This is a genomic window from Paractinoplanes ferrugineus (assembly GCF_016862195.1).
GTDB classification, from domain to species: Bacteria; Actinomycetota; Actinomycetes; order Mycobacteriales; family Micromonosporaceae; genus Actinoplanes; species Actinoplanes ferrugineus.
On the sequence record NZ_BOMM01000052.1, the window covers coordinates 60494 to 77247 of the forward strand.

The following is a 16754-nucleotide window of genomic DNA, read 5'->3' on the forward strand; positions in this document are numbered from 1 at the left end:
ACCGACTACACAACAGGTATCGACATCTGCGAGGGCAAGGCGGGCTCACGGCGACCTGGCCCAGCAACGGTTGACTACAGACCGTGATGTTGGTGACCTCGACGGCGCCGCGATATGCCGATGCGAGGACGCCTTTCAAATGCATCGATATACCTACGTGCCTAGGTGCGGTCGATCCAGGGGTATGCCCGTTTCCCGTTCAGAATGAACAGGCCGGGGCCGGGGGTTGGGTTAGACATCACTGGCCGACTGGTCGGATCCACGGGTCGAGGATCAGGCGGTCGAAGCCGATCGCGGCCAGCTTGTCGTACAGCGGCTCGGTCAGCTGGAGCATCAGCACCCGTATCTTGCCGTTCTCGGAGGTGGTGAGGTAAATGTCCGACCTGTCGGTCCCGTCCGTGAGCGCTTCGATTGCTTTGCCGGTGGTGGCCTGGAGCCTGTTCTCGGCGGCGATGCTGTGTCCGCCCGGTACGGCGACCACGCAGAGGTTGTGGTTGTATATCGCCTTCAACGCCGCGCGGGCCTGGTCTACGTCGCCGCTGACCACCTCGACTACCAGGATTCGGGCGTTCCCGACGTGTGTCGCGAACGGCTCCGCGAACTGTTCAGCATGTGCGTGCAGATAGGCGCGGACCGGCTCGTCGAACCAGTCCTCCCCGTCGCGCCAACCATGGGCGGGCGCCGGGCACGGCGGTGTGTCCAGCACATCGGGGTCCTTGAGCCGGCCGGTCGACGGGGGCGAGTACGCCATCCGCTGGATGTCGGACAGCCAGCCCGGATGCCACCGCCCGCGCACCGTCGCGCCGTGCGTCGGTTCGACGCCCGGCACCTGGATGCCCCATTGGCAGGGGGTGTTGATGAGAAGGGGGTTCGGGGCCGGCGAGCACATCCTCGAGCCTGCCTCAACCGGGCCGCTCGCCTCTACCAGATCGCCCTCCCGGACGATCAGCCCGGAGGGCTCCACCGCGCCGATCCCCGGCACCGCTGCAACGCTAATCGGCACTGATACTCTCCCGTGGATCGCTGAGCATGTTCTGGTGGCCAGAGGCTTGCGTCGAAGTCCGGCGCCGCAGGGCCGAACTCCTCGGCTGCTGGATTGCTCGCCGCCACCCCGGCGTGCGTCCCGGCCTGGCCCTGGAGGGAAGTGAGCGAGGTCGCCGCTTACCTCAGCAGTTCACGGCGGCCCATCTGGCGGGAATCGGGCGTCCGTGGGCTGGGGGCTTCTGCGGACTCGCTGTTTCACGGTCCGCCGGGGTCATGGCTTGTTCGTCAAATGTTACGTCGTCCTTCCATCTGCCCTGTTCCCCGTGATCACCATCGTAGCGCCGCGCCGGCGAACCTTAGGGCCCCGCTGAACGCATCAGCGGTAACCGGGCGTCGGCAATTCTGACGCGGGAAAGGATAAGCGCAGACGGGATGCAGAGAAGGGCGAAAACCGTATTCCGGTATTCGCCCTTCTACGATTTGTCCTTACTTGTGGACGAGCGACGAATTCGGCACACCCCGAATAATAGTGTTAATCGAGGTATAGATGACCGTCTTGTAGCAATTGACGGTGCTGTGACGCACGGGGACGCACGGAACCCTGCCGTCGCCGGCTTGGATCATCCCGACGGCATACACGTCTTGGGCCGTCTTGTTCCGGTAGACCGCTCCGCCGCTGTCGCCTGCCGCGGAGGCGACTCCGCCATCAATACGGTCGGCGACGAGCATGGACACGTACCCGTCACCGTCGTCATGCCTGACGCTTTTGCTACGCACCTTCATGTTCGCGCCGCCGCCGCAGTGGCTGCCTGAGTTGCCGCCGCTGGTACACACGTAGTCGCCAGCGCCGACGTTCAGGCTGCCGATCACGTTGGCCTTCAGCGAACTGTCGTAGCCGCCGTAGAACATCAGAGTTGATCCGCCAGCGGTCAGCACCCTGGCAGCGCCGTCAGTCGAGAGCTGCTTCGTGCCGTAGATCGGGGCATTGGGGTTGTCATAGATCCGGACTTTCGGACCGCAGTGGCGAGCGGTTGTGGCGTAGGTCGCTGAGCCAATGCGCAGGCCGAAGCCTAGCGTGCAGCCCGCATACACGAACGCGCCGGCGTTGAACGGGGATGTGTCGGTGCCCCGGGTGGTGCCGCTGGTGTTCTCGAACATCGGCGCGGTCTGGACCTTCACCGCAACGCCCAATGCCTGGGTGGCTTGTTGGGACAGTGCCTGGTCCGCGGCGGTGGTGTCCGCCGGGTTCGACTTGTGCTGACCGGTGATCACGATGCCGTCGAACTCGGGGGAGAGAGGTTCCGCCGTGTTGACGGTGAAGCCGGCGAAGACACCGGTACCGGAGGTCGTGCTGGCGACTACCGCGTCGGCCGCCTGGTTGAGCTGATCCTTGGTGTAGTTGCGCTGCACGACGGTGGCGGTGATGTTGCGGCGCTGGGCTTCGGCCAGAATGCTCGCCTGCATCGCGTTGGGCGCTCCAGCCCACAGCAGGGTGACCGACTTAGTGTCCGCATTGTTGACCGAATCGATGTAGCCGCTTGTGGTGCCAACCTCGGCGACAGTCCAGTCACGGAAGTCGCTCAGCGCAGTCTGGTTCGCCCACAGCGCCGCGTCCGGGTCGACCGGGTTGGGCGGCAGCGTGTACCACACCTCAACGTAGGGCGACTTCGACGAGTCGGCGTAATTGTACGACCAGAACTCTTTGTACTGGCTGGTGTCGGTCTCGTCAGCCGCGCGCAGGCCCATAGTGGGCTGCTCGATTCCCTTCTCAGCGGCGCGCTGGAAGAAGCTGGTTGCGTCTGCGACGACCCAGCCACCATCGCAGGCGTAATCGTTTGAGGTGGCTTCTTTGGAAAGCCATTCCGGCTGGTGGTCCCAGGAGGTTTCGCCGTTGATCGGTTCGGTGGTCCAGATTTCCCACGGAGCCGGTTCACACGATGCTGAGTAAGGGCTGGCCAAGTGCAGGGTTGCGGCGGAGACGTCGAACCCGCCGATCCCGGTTGCCCACCAGGTCACAAACGAGCGGGCGCTCCACGTGTCGTCGTAGGTCCCCACGAACAGCGTGTCAGCCTCCGACCAGCCCTTGTCGTAGCCCTTGACCACCGTGGTGCTGCTGGCCGTGGTCGACCAGTCGTAATACGGGTCAATCGTGACCGGGTAAACGGTGTCCGGGCTGGTCAGCCACTTCTTGTCCGGCTTGAGGGTGACGTTGACCGGGTCAGTGGCGTCGAGTCCTTGACGGGCCTTCGCCGACGCGTTGTGAGTGATGCTGACGCCCACCGGGCGGTGCCGGCGCGGTCCGCCGTGTTTCAGCGACTTCGAGTCCCACATCATCGGGGTCGGGATGGTCCCAAGCGGTACGCCGCGCCGGCCATGGATCTGGATGTTGCCCTTCTTGTCGGCCCTCACCACCGAGGCGCCCGGACCGGACAGCGGCAGCGCGATCTGGTCGGCGTACTTCGCCGCGGCAGCCGATTTGAGGACGGCGAACTGCTCAAACCCGCTCCGGGTCGCCTGGACCACCAGATCGACGCCCGGCATCACATCGGTGTACGTTGCCTTGCTGCCGTCGAGCTTCGGTTCGGGCAGTGCGCCCTTCCAGCCCACGGTGATCTTGTCGTCGCCGGACCCCATCACGGCGAGGTCCCCCGTCTCGGCCTCGCGCGCACCGGAGAACCGCATTTCCTGCGAATAGGCGGCCGGGGCCACTGAACCGTCGGCCTGCTTGCGCAGCGTCAGATCGATCGGCACCCACGCCCCATCACGGGCGAACCGCTGGACGTCGGCTGCGATCTTCCCGACAACCTTGCCGTCGGGCGTCGCGTAGAACTCCGCCGTTGCCGTGGTCGCATCGTCAATCTTGACGCGTTCGCCGGTCTGCTGGGCCGCGGTCATCGCGGCGCTCACGCCAGCCGACAACCAACTCGGAATCTCCGACGGTGTATCGGCACGAGCCGGACCCGCCACCGTCGACACCGCCACCACCAGACTGGCGGCTGCCGCTAACCCTATACCAGCCCGCCGACGAAACAGCGAAGGGGGCCTCGACCCTAGATTCTTTCCGTCGAGCCGATATTCCTGGGGTGACGATTTCGGCAAACTAGCGCCGGGAGGGTACGACATTCAATTCCTCGCGTCAAACATACCGACTGCTCGCGAAATGCCGAGGGCCGAAAAAATTATGGACAGCAGGGAGTATGTATTTAAAAACCGAGTACCGAATCCCCTGCTCAGCGGACGGCGCGAGTCGCAAAGCGCGGCTCTGCCTTGGATTTCTAGGCAGAAAGACGAACCGCCAGGACCGAACCAGACAGACTCATCGGATCGGATAGAAATGCGCGTAAGCCGACCATCCAGCGCATCGGGAGCTGGAACCGCCGCCTCGCCGACGCCGTGCACCAATCGGCCTTCTGCGCTATGCGCGGCTCACCTGGCGCTCTCGCCTACTACGAGGCCCCGCGTCAACGGGGCACCAGCCACCAAGCCGCCCTACGCCAGCTCAGCAACCGCCTCGTCGGCATCCTCCGCGGCTGCCCCAACCCCGAAACCACCTACGACGATGCCACCTCCTGGGTCCATCTTCAGCCCAATACTTGACCTCGAACAACATGCGATGTCCGCCGCAACCCGGGGGGCAGCCCCATCCCTCGAATACTGAGCGTGAGCGGCGGACATGCGTCGCTGGAATGGCCGGCGCTGCCGCGTCTCCAGCGCTACCCGCCCAGGCCTTTGCAAATTTGGCGTACGTGGTTCTGCCAGCAGCCCGTACGCCGACATGGTCAAGCGAAAGTTCGGAAAAACTACAGCGTGCCCAAGGCATGCCACCTGCTCGGCCTGCCCGCCGTCGAAGTGCCGACGACGCCCACCGGCCAGATCGACTACACCGACCTGACCCGCAAAGCCGCACGGCACCGCAGCCGGCCGGCGATCGTCGTGGCCACCATCGGTACCACCATGACCGAGGCCGTCGACGACGTGGCCCACGTCCACAACGCCCTGGACGCCGCCGGTATCCGGCACCGGTACGTCCACAGCGATGCCGCTCTCGCCGGCGTCCCGCTCGCAACCACTGCCGACCGGCCCGCGTTCGATTTGGCCGACGGCGCCGACAGCATCAGCGTGTCCGGCCACAAGTTCTTCGGAACCACCGTGGTCTGCGGCATCGTCCTGAGCCGCCGCCGGCCCGAAGAGCTCGGTCCCGCCGTGCCGTACCTCAACACGCACGACACCACCATCAGCGGATCCCGCAACGGCATCGCCGCAGCGATGCTGTGGCACGCCGTCACTTCCCTCGGCAAGGCCGGGCACGCCGAGCGTGCCTACCGAGCGCGGGAGCTCGCCGCCTACGCCGTCCAACGGCTGCACACCATCGGCTGGCCGGCCTGGCGCAACCCGCTGTCCTTCACCGTCATGCTGAAGCGGCTTCCCGGCGAGTTGGCAGCCATCTGGCCCTTGCCGACTCACGGCGACTGGTCCCACGTCGTCTGCATGCCGGGCGTCGAGACGTCGCACATCGACCGGCTCGTCGACGCACTGGCCGCGTCCGGCAACAACCCAGACTAGGAACTGGTTTTAGCCGTTACCTGGCGCTCGCCGCGAGGGCGCAGAAGCCCAGAGGCCCGCTGGCGGCAATCATTTCTGCCATTTCCAGTGGCAATTATGCGTACTCCTGTCGCAGAACGATCAAATCGCGTTGACACCGCTCTCGTTCCTCGTCGTCCGAAGCGAGATCAACGAGGGTGCCGAATGAATTCTCCGCTCGGGCGTAGTCTGCGCGCGCACCGTCGCGTTCAAGCCGGGTGACCGACAAAGGGCCGAGCAATTGGTGGGCCCGGCGAATGGCGGGGCGGGTAATCCGCGGATGGCGCAACGCCCGCTCCGCCAGATTGATGGCGTCATCGAGGTCAGACACCGCCGAGGACGGCATCAACCGGCTACGCGATGCTGCGACACCCGCAAGGTCGAGCAACCTCATGGCGTAGGCAGAATCGTCTTCGGCCGTGTGGTCGAGCAAACGCACAAAAACGGCCACGACGGTGTCCGCCAGCGCCGGCTCCGGCGTCTTCAGCCACTGTGCTCGAACGGCTGAGGCGTGGCCTTGCAAGGCCCGCAGCAACGCGGTCGGCTCGTCGGTCTCGGCGCCGCGCGCAATGGCGTCATCGACCTCTCGCCGCAGCTCAGGTGCGACATCACCGCCATTCGCGGCGTGCATCCACACGGCGAGGGCGACATAGGCGTGCGTGTCCTCCGCGCTCGCCAGCTCTGTCGCACGCAGACGGTGCACGACGATGACATCGGCCAGAACGCCGATCGCCAGCGCGGCGCCTTGACGGCGCTGGCGCAGCAGGTCATCGAGTGCCTGCGAGGTGTCGACAAGGGCGCCGATCGCCAGCGCGGCACTCGCACTATGGCGGTCTACGTAGTCCGCCACGCGTCGGCGGAGCCGTGCTTCGACCGGACGAGATGCTTCTCGGCGCCGCAAGAAGGCCACCAAGCCAGGCTAACCGCCACCGGCAAGCCGGTCCAACACCATCGGCAGCAGCGCCGTGCCCCACCACTTGCCCCGGCTCACGTCGGCGGCCGGCGGATACTGCGCCGTCGGCCCGCAGGCAGAGGCGTCCGGTAACCCGCAGAAGGCATTGTGCGGGCTAATGAAGGACAGTGCGGGACAGCACCGGACAACTGCCGTTGCCATAACAGCTGAAGCAGAGTGGATGGCGTGACCGATCCGCATTCCAAAGAAAACAGGTGCGGTCGGGTGACGAGCGATGGATATGCGTCCGAGGGGGGCGTCGCTCGTCGCCTCGGGCAGTGATTCGCCGATGCGCTGATGAACGTTGTCGGGCGAATTCCCCGCGCCGCCCGGGTCACCGGCCGGTAGATATCGGCTGCCTTTCCGCTGACCACGTGCGATTGCCCCCATCAATCGCACGTGGTCAGCAAACAACGTGACGACACCCGCAACCTAATCCGAGGGGATGGATGGTGCTCTCGATCGCCGCGCCGGAAGCCTCGCCCGCTGAGCTGTTGGCGGCTGCCGGGCACTCCGCATCGCTGGAGAGCGGAACGGAATGGCCGGCCTATCCGATAGCAGCAGACCAGCACGGCCACGAGCAGCCCATCAACCAGCCGCTGGTGGTGCGAGCGCGCTCCGTGCCCAGCGAGTTCGGACCGGCAGACCTCGCGGAACGGGTATGGCTACGAGCCGCCGCGCTGCGTCCCGCCGCGACGATCGCGGTGTCGTCCGCCGACGGTGGAGTCGGCCGATCCACGCTGGTCGCCGCGCTCGGCGACGTGCTCGCCCTCGCCGTGCCGGGACCGGTCGTCGCCGTCGACATGCACCCTGTGCCCTGGGGTGGCCTGGGCGAACGCATCGGCCGGTCGAACGCCGGGACCGTGTGGGACGCGGTTCGCGACCTGCATACCCTGACCAGCCGCCACGAAGTCGAGCGGTGGACCCAGCGCAGCCCCTCGGGGCTGCTGGCCCTGGTCGGGGAAACCGAAGGGCAGGGCCGGCGCCCGCCACGCCACGACGAAGCCGCCGCGGTCGTCGAGGCGGTACGCCGGCTCTATCCGCTGACGATCTGCGACGTCATGCCCGCCCTGATCACCGGGGTCTGGCGCACCCTGGCCGCCGCGTACGCGCCGGTGCTGGTCGCGCGAGCGACCACCGACAGCCTGCACCACACGATGCGGCTGCTCACCCATCTGCGCGCGGCGGGAAACAGCGCCGTGGTCGATCGGGCAGTGCTGGCTGTCGTCGCCGTGTCTCCGGCCACTGACCGCACGGTGCGCGCTGTCCTGCAGCAGGCAGCCACGGTCGTGCCCGACGTCGTCTCGATCCCCTATGACCCCCAGCTCGCCCGGCCCGAGCCGGTCGACGCGCGGCGCCTGAAGAAGCCGACGCGGACCGCGCTGGTGCGGCTGGCCGACGCCGTCATCGGGCGGTGCACCGATCCCCGGGTCGCCTTACCCCTCGCCGCCCGAATGGAGCACGCCTGATGATCTCCACGCTGACTGCTTGGCTCGCCGTGCGGCTTCCCGCCGCAGCCCAGCAGGTCCTGGCAGCGCCGACGCCGTCGCCGTCGAACGGTCCGGGCGGGTTCGACTGGGACCGCGTCCACCCCGACGGCTCGGCGATCCCGAAGTCCGGGATCTTCTACACGATCATGAACGCCGTCATGTGGCTCGGCGGCGTGGCCGCGTTCTGCGGCCTGGTCGCCGGCGCCATCGCCTTCGGCGTTGGCCCGATCTTCGGCGCTCACATCGTGAGTGATCGCGGCAAGAGCATGATGTGGCGCAACGGCCTGGTCGCGATCATCGTGGGCTCGGCGACCGCCATCATCGCCGGGCTGCTGGTGCTGTGACCGTGGCCATGCACCCGACCGACACCGTCCGCGGCGGTTCAGACCGTCGCCCCTTGCACCGTGCGGGCATCGCCCGCGGGCTGCTTCTGGTCGCTGCCTGCATCGCGATCCTGCTCGGCGGTGCGGTCCGCGCCGACGCGGCCCCTACCCCGAGCCCCACACCGACGAGCCCGGTCGTCGACGCGGCCTGCGCGGCGAAAGCACCCGGGGCGGTCGCGTGGTGCATGCCGTGGGCCGTGCACGTCGACACGCCCACCGGCCAGGGGCGCTCGCACTGGGTCACGCAATGCAGCAAGGCCACCAGCGACGCCGACAGACAGTCCTGCGCCGCCGCGTCCATCACCCTGCGCGGCGACCCGCGCGACGGGACCGCGTCGGTGTTGATGGACGGCCCGAGCACCGGTGCCGGCCCCCAAGGGCTGATCAACTGCGCCGCCCAGTTCCCTGCCGGTTACGACCCCCACCTCAACCCGCAGCCGGCCTACGAGGCGAAGTACAACGCCTGCCAGCAGCAGGTCTCCGCGTGGGCCGCCCAGATGTACGACCCGGACCCGAAACAGCCGGACTGCCCGCTCACCGACGTCAGCTGCAAGGTGCAGCGCAACGCTCAAGACGCGCTGGAGTCCGGGGTCCGCTCCGGCATCCAAGGGCTCGTCGACGCGGCTGTGCAGGGCGTGGTGTTCCTGCTGTCCAAGCTGGCTACCCAGGTTTTCAAGGTCACCGCGATCTCGTCGCCGGACGCGGCGTTCTACTCCACCTACAACTCCCTCGCCGGCGTGATGATCGGGCTGATCTTCGTCTTCTTCGTCCTGTCCACGATCATCAACGGGCTGCGCACGACTGCCGGGCCCAGCCCGGTCGCGTCGCTCGGCGGCCTGGTGCGGGCGGTCCTCGGTGTGACCTTCGCTGGCGGCCTGGCGTACACGATCGTCGCGGCGTGGGACCAGGCCACCAACGCGGTCATCGACGCGAACGCGCGTACCCCGTACGACCCGTCAGCGCTGGTGACTAGCTTCAGCAGACTCACCGGCGGCGCCGGAACGATGTTCATCGCGCTGCTGCTGGCGGTGCTGGCCACGATCGGCCTGCTCCTGCTGTTCGTGATCATGCTGTTCCGCGGTCTGCTGGCCACCGGCGCCGCCCTGTTCGGCGCGGTCGCGATGTCCGGGCAGGCCATGCACGAGACCCGGCATTGGGGACGCCGCTGGTTCTGGACGGTTAACGCCCTGGGCTCGTCGAAGTTCTTCATCGCCGAGCTGTGGGTCTACGGCTCGCGGGCTGCGTACGGGTCGGACGACCTGATGAACGCGCTGCGCGGGGTGCTGCTGATCTGGCTGATGGTGGTGGCGCCGTGGATCCTGCTGCGGCTGACAACGCTGTGGGACGGCTACCTGTCCGACGTCAACGCCCACGGCATCCTGTCCACCGCCGGGGGTCCGCTGCAACTGGGCGCTGACTTCGTCGGCGGGTTCCGCGCCGGTGCCGCCGACGCCGGTGGTGGTGGGAGTCCGGGCTCCGGTGCCGCCGGACTCATGGACGAGAACACCGCGAGCGTGCCCACCAGTCCGGTCGAGAACGCCGAGGGCGCCGCCGGGATCGGTGCCGGCACCGGACGGCAGGTGGGCGACGCCGCGTCGACCGGCGCCGATGGTGGACAGGTCGGCGAAACCGCCAAGGACCCGGGCAGCGAGGAACAAGCCCAAGACGGAGGCGCTGAGACCCCGAACGCCGAGGAAGCCGACGGCATTCAGTCGGGTGCGCGAAGCGCGCAGCACGACATGGCGTCCGGGCAGCTCACCGCTCCCGGCGATGCCACCGGTTCGCAGGGGTCGCTGCCGGTCACCCCGGGCGGGGCGCAGACCGCCGACCCGACCGGTGGCGTCACCTCCGACCTCACCGGCACCTCAGCCGGCGCAGGTGGCGGATCAGGCGACAACAGCACCGGCGCCGGAACGGATACCGATGACGCCTCCCCGATCCCGGACGCGGCAGGCGCGACGTCTCCCGCGGCGTCGGGCGCCGCGTCCACGGGTGAGCCGTTCGCATCCGGGCCGGCAGCGGGACCAGACGCCGCACCGCAGCAGCACTCGTCAGGCGATGGCGAGCAGTCCGGCGGCCGCTCAGGCGCCGCAAGCGGCGGCGGCGATGGTGCTGCCGCCGCTGCTTCCGAAGTGCCCATCGTGCCGATCTAGCCCGGCCTGGACGGAAGAGAAGAGATGAAATTTCAGTTCCCGCCGCGCTCGACGCGCGGAGCGGTCCTCGGGTTCGCCTGGTCCCAGGTCGCCCTGGTCATGGCCGGTGTCATCGCCGCCGTCGTGGCCCTCAACCTGCTGGTCGCCGGCCAGCGCGGCGCGGCGATCGCTGCCATGGCGGGCTGCGTGCTGCTGGTGACGCTCGGGCTGCTGCGTTTCAAAGGCCGCCGGGTGACCGAGTGGGCGCCGATCGTGGCCGGAGCTCTGCTGCAACGCCGGGCCGGGCAGAGCGACTACCGCGGCGGCCCGTACGCGCCGAACAGCGTCGACCGGTGGATGGACCTGCCCGGGCCGGCCGCCGCCTACGTGTGGCTCGAGGCGACCGCCGCCGACGGCACCACGCAGATCGGGTTGCTGCACCACCGCCGCGAGAAGACGGTGACCGCGGCCCTGACCTGCTACGGCACCAACCTCATCCTGGCCGACCGCGACGTCCAGGCGCAGCGGCTGACCGACTGGGCGCAGCTGCTCAACATCCTCGGCAGCGAGTACGCCGACGCCGGGCTGATCCGGTGGTCGGTGACCTCCCGGGCGGTGCCGGACACCGGCAACGCCGCCCAGCGGTATCTGGTCAACCGAGCCGTCGACACCACCTCGACGGCGTACCGGTCCCTTGCCCAGCTGACCGCCGCGGCAGCCCCGGCGGCGCAGCGCCACGAGATCTACCTGTCGGTGGTGTTCGACATCGCCCGGCTCTCCGGCGAGATCGCCGACGCCGGCGGGACGGACACGGCCATCGCCGCGGTGGTGCTGGACCGGCTGACCGGTATCGAGGCCGCCGTGCTCGAAGCCGGGATCACCACCGGCGGCTGGCTCTCGCCACGCGCCTACGCCGCCGTCATCCGTACCCAATTCGACCCCGACGATCAGGAAGTCGTCGACCTGCGCGCCAGCACCGCCCCGACCGGCGACGCCGGCCCGACGGCGGCGGGAGTCGAACCGCGGCTGGCCGGGCCGATCGCCGCCCGCACCGTCGGCTGGACCACCTACCAGCACGACTCAGCATTCTCGAGAACGCTGTGGGTGGCGCAGATGCCGCGGCAGCTGGTCGCGGCGACGTGGCTGAGCCCGCTCTACATGCGCACCACCTGCCGCCGCACCGTCACCCTGGTCGCCCAGCCCGTCCCGGCCGCGGTGGCGCAGCTGGCCACCCGCCGGGAGAAGGTGTCCCGCGCCGGTGACGAAGTCACCAAACGCAAACTGCGGCTGGTCCGGACCGCCCGGGAGGACGACGAGGCCCGCGCCGTCGAGCAGATCGACCGGGAGCAGGCCGCCGGTCACGTGCGCTACCGCCACGCCCTGCTGGTCACCGTCACCGCGCCCACCATCCCGGACCTCGACCGGGATGTGCGCTCGGTCAAACGGATCCTCTCCCGCGCCGGATGTGAAGCCATCGTCCTGGCCGGCGAGCAGGACCAAGCCTTCGCCGCCGGAGCCCTGCCGCTGGCGCGCGGGTTGAAGCCCGCCCGGGGGTGGTCCGCGTGAGCCGCCGCGTCCTGCGCCGCGAAGGATCCCTCGCAGACCGCATCCAGCAGCGCGCCGCCGCCGGCGACCTCGCCCGCGCCCAGGCCGCCCTGCACCGCGAACAGCGGGCGCTGACCCGGCAGGAAGACCGGCTGCTCGGCCCCGTGCCGGTCGGCCGGCGCGGCGCCTACGGCCACGCCGCCGGGCGGGTGTTCTGGCAGATGCAACTACCGCCGCTGACCACCACCTCCGCCCAGCTCTGCTCCGTGTACCCGTTCGTGTCCGACCCGGGCCTGCCGGTCGACGGGCCGCTGATCGGCCTTGAGGTCTACTCCCGCAGCGCGTTCACCTTCAGCCTGCACGAGCTTTACCGGGCGAAAGTCATCACCGCCCCGAACATGGTCGTGACCGGTGAGATCGGCAGCGCGAAGTCGTCTCTGCTCAAAACCCTCGCCTTCCGCGGTATCCCGTTCGGGACCCGCTTCTACGGCACCGACTACAAGGGCGAATACGAACAGCTCGCCGCCGCCGCAGGGATCACACCAGTACGGATCGGACCGGGGCTCGGCGTCATCATGAACCCCCTCGCAGGGATTCGCCGCTACCCGCAGCAGACCGAGGCCCAGTGGCGGCAGTTGCAGCGCTCACGCCGGCTGCTGCTGCTCGAAGGACTCCTGGAGATCCAGCTCGGCGGGCCGCTGCAGGAAGCCGAACGCTCGCTGCTGGAGTACGCCGTCGACGCGGTCACCCGCGAACACGACGCGAGCGCCGGCCGGCTGGCCACCCCCACCCTGTCCGCAGTGCTCGCCGCGACCGGCGACCCCGCGCTGTGGCAGCACCGCCTCGACCAGCTCGCCTACCCCGTCGACACGTTTGTCACCGACTCCCGCCGGGTGCGTCTGGCCCTCGAGCGGCTCATCTCCGGGGCGCTGGGTGGGGTGTTCGACGGACCAGTCGCATCCAACGCCCGCCTCGACTTCGGCCAGCCCGGCGCGATCCTCGACCTGCGCACCATCCGGGCCTCGGATCAGATGACTGCGATGGCGATGACCTGCGCCCAGTCCTGGCTGGAGACCGAGCTGTCGGCACCGGATGCCCCGCCGCGGGTGTGCTTCTACGACGAGTTCGCGCTCATCGCCCGCCATTTGCCGCTGATCCGGCGCATGCGCGAACAGCTGAAGCTGGCCCGGGCGCTGGGCATCGCCAACGTTCTGGCCTTCCACCGGTTCAGTGATCTGGCGGCGTCCGGGTCGGCCGACTCCGAACAGGTCCGGATCGCCCGCGGCCTGATCGAGGACTCCGGCGTACGCGTCTCGTACCGCCAAGCCACCGGCAGTCTGGAACAGGCCCGTGAATTCCTCGGCACGAGTGATGTCGAGACCGACCTGATGCGCTACCTGCGCCAAGGTGTCGGACTGTGGAAGATCGGCACCCGCTCCTTCGTCGTCAAACACCAGCTGTCGCGCCTGGAGACGGCGATAGTGCACACCGACAGCCGCATGGAAACAGACGAGCCGTCCGCCCCGGTTGACGGCGTCGACTACGACGCCCGGCTGGCCGCCGCCACCGACGGGACGGCCGCGTGATGGCCCGCCCTCCGCTGTCCTCACCCGGGCACCGCCCGCCCCGGCAAGGCCGGGCCCGCGCCGACATCCTCGGCCGGCTGATCCTGCTCGTGCTCTTCGTCGTGGTCGCCGTGATCGGCGTGGTGTCGCTGTGGGCGGCCGGTCAGCTGTCCGCGCTGCTGGCCCACCAGCAGTGGTCGGACACCACGATCGGGCAGACGCCCGGAATCCTGGTGCGCCTGACCGGCCACCTGGACAGGCCCGCTGACGCGTGGCCGGCGACCGCCCGCCCCGTCATCGGGGGCGCGTGGCTGCTGTATCCGCTGTGGGCGCTCACGTTCTTCGGCACCCTGGCCGGGATCGGCGCGCCGGCGCTGCACGTGGCCAAGACCCGCATGCGCCGCAGCGGCTTCGCCACCAACGCCGATCTGCACCGGACGCTGACCGCCGACGCGGTCCGCAAGCGGGTCGACGTCGTGCGTCCCGGCCTGACGATCCTCGACACCGACGACGAACTCACCCACGCGACCAAGACCGCCCGCCGACAGGATCCGCTCGAGGTCGCCCGTTTCCTGGGCAACGACGCCACCAGCGGCCGACCGCTGTACCTGGCCAACGAATACACCCTGCTCGCCGCCGCGGTGCCGCGCTTCGGCAACAAAACCACCCGCTACGTGATCCCCGCGGTCGCCGACGCGCGCGGCGCGGTCCTCACCACCTCCACCCGCCTGGACGTCGCGGAGATCACCTACGACCGCCGGGCCGCGATCGGCCCGACCTACATCTTCGAGCCGCAAGGCGAGATCCGCGGTGTGCCCCGCATGGCGTGGTCACCGATCGAAGGCGCCGACGACCAGATCGTCGCGATGCTGCGAGCAAATGGTTTCGCGGCGGGCTCCGGTATCGGCGACGAGTCGGTGGAGAACGGCAAGTGGTTCCGCGACCAGGCCGCCACCATCTTGCGTGGTCTGCTGCATGCCGCTGCGCTCGATGAGCAGGCCACCATGCTCGACGTTCTCGCGTGGTCGCAGAACCCGGCCAACTCCCGTCCCGAGCGGATTCTGCGGGCGCACGGCGTCGACTCCTGGGCCGACCGGCTCGCCCGGCACCGCGAAACCAGCGGCCGGGCCCGCGACACCATCCAAACCGTCGTCTCCGGCGCTCTGGACGCGTTCAACGACCCGCGCGTGCTGACTGCGTGTTCACCGCCGCGCGGAACGCAGTTCAAACCGGTCGACTGGCTGCGCGAGTCGGGCACGATCTTTTTGGTCGGCACCCGCGACGCCCAAGCGCTGATCGCGCCGCTGCTCGCCGCGTTGAGCGAGGACATCCTCTATCAGGCCAAACGCCTCGCCCTGACCGCACCAGGCGGGCGGATAGAACCGACGCTGTACTTCATCGGCGACGAGATCACCAACATCGCACCCCTGCCGTCACTGCCGTCGCTGATGAACGAGGGCGGCGGCTCCGGCATCGCCGTCAGCATCTTCGCCCAAAACCTGCACCAGCTACGCGAACGATGGGGCGACAAGGGCGGACGGGCCATCGCCGACTCCGCCAGCGCCCGGCTACTCATCGGCGGCAGCACCGACGTCACCGGCATGCGCGACGCCCAAGCCCTGGCCGGGCAGGTCACCGACATCACCTCCAGCCACTCCTGGGGCGGCGGCCGGGCCACGGTCAACGAAAGCGCCCGCCGGGAAAACCTCCTGGATCTGGCCGACCTGCGCACCCTGCCCGAAGGCCGCGCCCTCGCCTTGGTCGGCAACCTTCCACCGGTCGAGCTCGCCGTGCCCGCGTGGTGGGAACGCCCCGACGCCGGCGAGCTGACCGCCGGCCGCGACGCCTTCCGCAAACGCCTTGCCGAGGCGGCCTGATGGACGCCTTCGACTTCCAACTGCCCGACGACCCGAGCCCGGACATGGTCGCGGCCGCCCAGCTCGCCGCCACCGTCGCCCGGCTCGCCGAAGCCGTCGACACCCTGCACCAGCAACACCTCGCCTTTGTCGACACCGTCACCCGAGGCCAGAGTGCAGGGCCGCGCAAGGCCCCGCCGAGCGTTCCGTGGCCGCTGCGCTGGGCCGAGCTCGACCGCGACGCCGCCGCGCAGGCGTGGGCGTGGCTGATCGACTGGGTCGGCTGGGCCGTCGACCGGTACCAACTGGTCGAAGAGATCCCGGCCTGCTGGTACCAGCACCCACCCCTGATCGAGGAACTGACGGGGCTCGCCGCCGCCTGGCACACCGCCTACGACGACGCGGCCCCGGCGGACGGGCCGCTGCTGTGGCACGAACGCTTTGCCCGCGCCCGGCTGCGGCTGCGCGACTGGGACGACTACACCCGCTGCCGCAACGGCACCCACAACGAGCGGCACCTCGACCTCAGCTGGCCCGACGCGTGGCGCGAGGCCGCACTGCTGATCGCCGACGCCGACCTCGCCGGCCGGCCGGCCTCGACGCCGGCCGGTAGCCCGCGGGAGGCGACGTCGTGACCATGCCCGCCGAAGTCACCACTGACGCCGCCTGGGACCGCCTCAACACGCTCCTGCGGGCCATGTACCGCGACGTCGACGACCTCTACCAGCGCATCACCGACCCCGAACCCGAAGAGGAAGAACCCGAGACAGAGGAGACCGAACCCGTGAGCGACCTGGACGCCGAATACGACGCCGAAGACCACTACCGCGCCGCCGAATACGCCGACGAGGAACGCGAACGCCTCGACGCCGAGACCGACGGCCGCCTCGACGGCGACTACGACACCGACGCCTACGACGACCCCGGCCTGGAGGACTGATGCCCGGCCACACCACACTTGCTGACGCCGGCGACCTCGCGGACGATGCGGCCACCGGCCACCCGGTCGGCAGCGACTTCCTGCTGTACCTCGACATCCTTCGCGCACTCGACGAGCAGAGCGCCGCCGTCAACAGCGCACTGCTCGCGGCGCACACCGCCGATACCGCACCGCAACGCCGCACCGCGCTGACCAGCCTGCACAGCCGACTGCGTGACATGGCCGCCACCGCCAACGACGCCCTCGGCAACTGGCCCGAACGCAGCGACGTACCGGCATGAACAACTGCCGGTCGGCAGTCGCCGGCAGTCTCGTCGTCGCCGCGA

General features: G+C 69.0%; 13 protein-coding genes. 10 read left to right on the forward strand and 3 right to left on the reverse strand.

Annotated features, from left to right (window positions below):
• Positions 1 to 238: 238 nt before the first annotated feature.
• Positions 239 to 982: a hypothetical protein gene (locus tag Afe05nite_RS29720; protein ID WP_203820548.1), complete on the reverse strand. Its 744-nt coding sequence runs from the start codon at positions 980 to 982 to the stop codon at positions 239 to 241.
• 488 nt (positions 983 to 1470) lie between these two features.
• Positions 1471 to 3960 (reverse strand): hypothetical protein, encoded by a 2490-nt coding sequence (locus tag Afe05nite_RS29725; protein ID WP_203820549.1) that lies wholly within the window; start codon positions 3958 to 3960, stop codon positions 1471 to 1473.
• Positions 3961 to 4791: 831 nt separating this feature from the next.
• On the opposite strand from Afe05nite_RS29725, the gene Afe05nite_RS29730 reads away from it, so the two are divergent.
• Positions 4792 to 5547 carry a pyridoxal-dependent decarboxylase gene (locus Afe05nite_RS29730; RefSeq protein ID WP_203820550.1) on the forward strand — a complete coding sequence of 252 codons (756 nt, stop codon included), beginning with the start codon at positions 4792 to 4794 and terminating at the stop codon, positions 5545 to 5547.
• Between the two features lie 94 nt (positions 5548 to 5641).
• Here Afe05nite_RS29730 and Afe05nite_RS29735 read toward each other — a convergent pair whose 3' ends face one another.
• Positions 5642 to 6415: a hypothetical protein gene (locus tag Afe05nite_RS29735; protein WP_203820551.1), complete on the reverse strand. Its 774-nt coding sequence runs from the start codon at positions 6413 to 6415 to the stop codon at positions 5642 to 5644.
• A gap of 551 nt (positions 6416 to 6966) precedes the next feature.
• On the opposite strand from Afe05nite_RS29735, the gene Afe05nite_RS29740 reads away from it, so the two are divergent.
• The 9 genes from Afe05nite_RS29740 to Afe05nite_RS29780 are packed head-to-tail and all read left to right on the forward strand — an operon-like array spanning position 6967 to position 16709.
• On the forward strand, positions 6967 to 7986 hold the full coding sequence (locus tag Afe05nite_RS29740) for a CpaE/TadZ family protein (RefSeq protein ID WP_203820552.1): 1020 nt from the start codon (positions 6967 to 6969) through the stop codon (positions 7984 to 7986).
• Positions 7986 to 8351, forward strand: coding sequence for a hypothetical protein (locus tag Afe05nite_RS29745; protein WP_203820553.1), 366 nt, complete (start codon positions 7986 to 7988; stop codon positions 8349 to 8351). Before Afe05nite_RS29740 ends, Afe05nite_RS29745 begins: the two co-directional genes overlap by 1 nt.
• A 53-nt stretch (positions 8352 to 8404) precedes the next feature.
• On the forward strand, positions 8405 to 10543 hold the full coding sequence (locus tag Afe05nite_RS29750; protein ID WP_203820554.1) for an ICP22 family protein: 2139 nt from the start codon (positions 8405 to 8407) through the stop codon (positions 10541 to 10543).
• A gap of 24 nt (positions 10544 to 10567) precedes the next feature.
• Positions 10568 to 12088, forward strand: a complete 1521-nt coding sequence (locus Afe05nite_RS29755) for an SCO6880 family protein (protein WP_203820555.1) — start codon at positions 10568 to 10570, stop codon at positions 12086 to 12088.
• Positions 12085 to 13653 (forward strand): putative type IV secretion/conjugal transfer ATPase, encoded by a 1569-nt coding sequence (locus tag Afe05nite_RS29760; protein ID WP_239118286.1) that lies wholly within the window; start codon positions 12085 to 12087, stop codon positions 13651 to 13653. Before Afe05nite_RS29755 ends, Afe05nite_RS29760 begins: the two co-directional genes overlap by 4 nt.
• Entirely contained in the window at positions 13653 to 15509 is a 1857-nt protein-coding gene (locus tag Afe05nite_RS29765) for a type IV secretory system conjugative DNA transfer family protein (protein ID WP_203820556.1), read from the forward strand. Before Afe05nite_RS29760 ends, Afe05nite_RS29765 begins: the two co-directional genes overlap by 1 nt.
• Positions 15509 to 16123 carry a hypothetical protein gene (locus tag Afe05nite_RS29770; RefSeq protein WP_203820557.1) on the forward strand — a complete coding sequence of 205 codons (615 nt, stop codon included), beginning with the start codon at positions 15509 to 15511 and terminating at the stop codon, positions 16121 to 16123. Before Afe05nite_RS29765 ends, Afe05nite_RS29770 begins: the two co-directional genes overlap by 1 nt.
• Positions 16120 to 16428 (forward strand): hypothetical protein, encoded by a 309-nt coding sequence (locus tag Afe05nite_RS29775; RefSeq protein ID WP_203820558.1) that lies wholly within the window; start codon positions 16120 to 16122, stop codon positions 16426 to 16428. The genes Afe05nite_RS29770 and Afe05nite_RS29775 overlap by 4 nt, the downstream gene beginning before the upstream one ends.
• Positions 16428 to 16709, forward strand: coding sequence for a hypothetical protein (locus Afe05nite_RS29780; protein ID WP_203820559.1), 282 nt, complete (start codon positions 16428 to 16430; stop codon positions 16707 to 16709). Before Afe05nite_RS29775 ends, Afe05nite_RS29780 begins: the two co-directional genes overlap by 1 nt.
• The last annotated feature ends 45 nt before the right edge of the window (positions 16710 to 16754 follow it).

Excerpts from the sequence above, each read along its gene's own strand:
- Afe05nite_RS29755 (WP_203820555.1), top strand. The coding sequence starts at position 10,568 with ATGAAATTTCAGTTCCCGCCGCGCTCGACGCGCGGAGCGGTCCTCGGG.
- Afe05nite_RS29765 (WP_203820556.1), top strand. The coding sequence starts at position 13,653 with ATGGCCCGCCCTCCGCTGTCCTCACCCGGGCACCGCCCGCCCCGGCAA.
- Afe05nite_RS29745 (WP_203820553.1), top strand. The coding sequence starts at position 7,986 with ATGATCTCCACGCTGACTGCTTGGCTCGCCGTGCGGCTTCCCGCCGCA.
- Afe05nite_RS29740 (WP_203820552.1), top strand. The coding sequence starts at position 6,967 with ATGGTGCTCTCGATCGCCGCGCCGGAAGCCTCGCCCGCTGAGCTGTTG.
- Afe05nite_RS29770 (WP_203820557.1), top strand. The coding sequence starts at position 15,509 with ATGGACGCCTTCGACTTCCAACTGCCCGACGACCCGAGCCCGGACATG.
- Afe05nite_RS29780 (WP_203820559.1), top strand. The coding sequence starts at position 16,428 with ATGCCCGGCCACACCACACTTGCTGACGCCGGCGACCTCGCGGACGAT.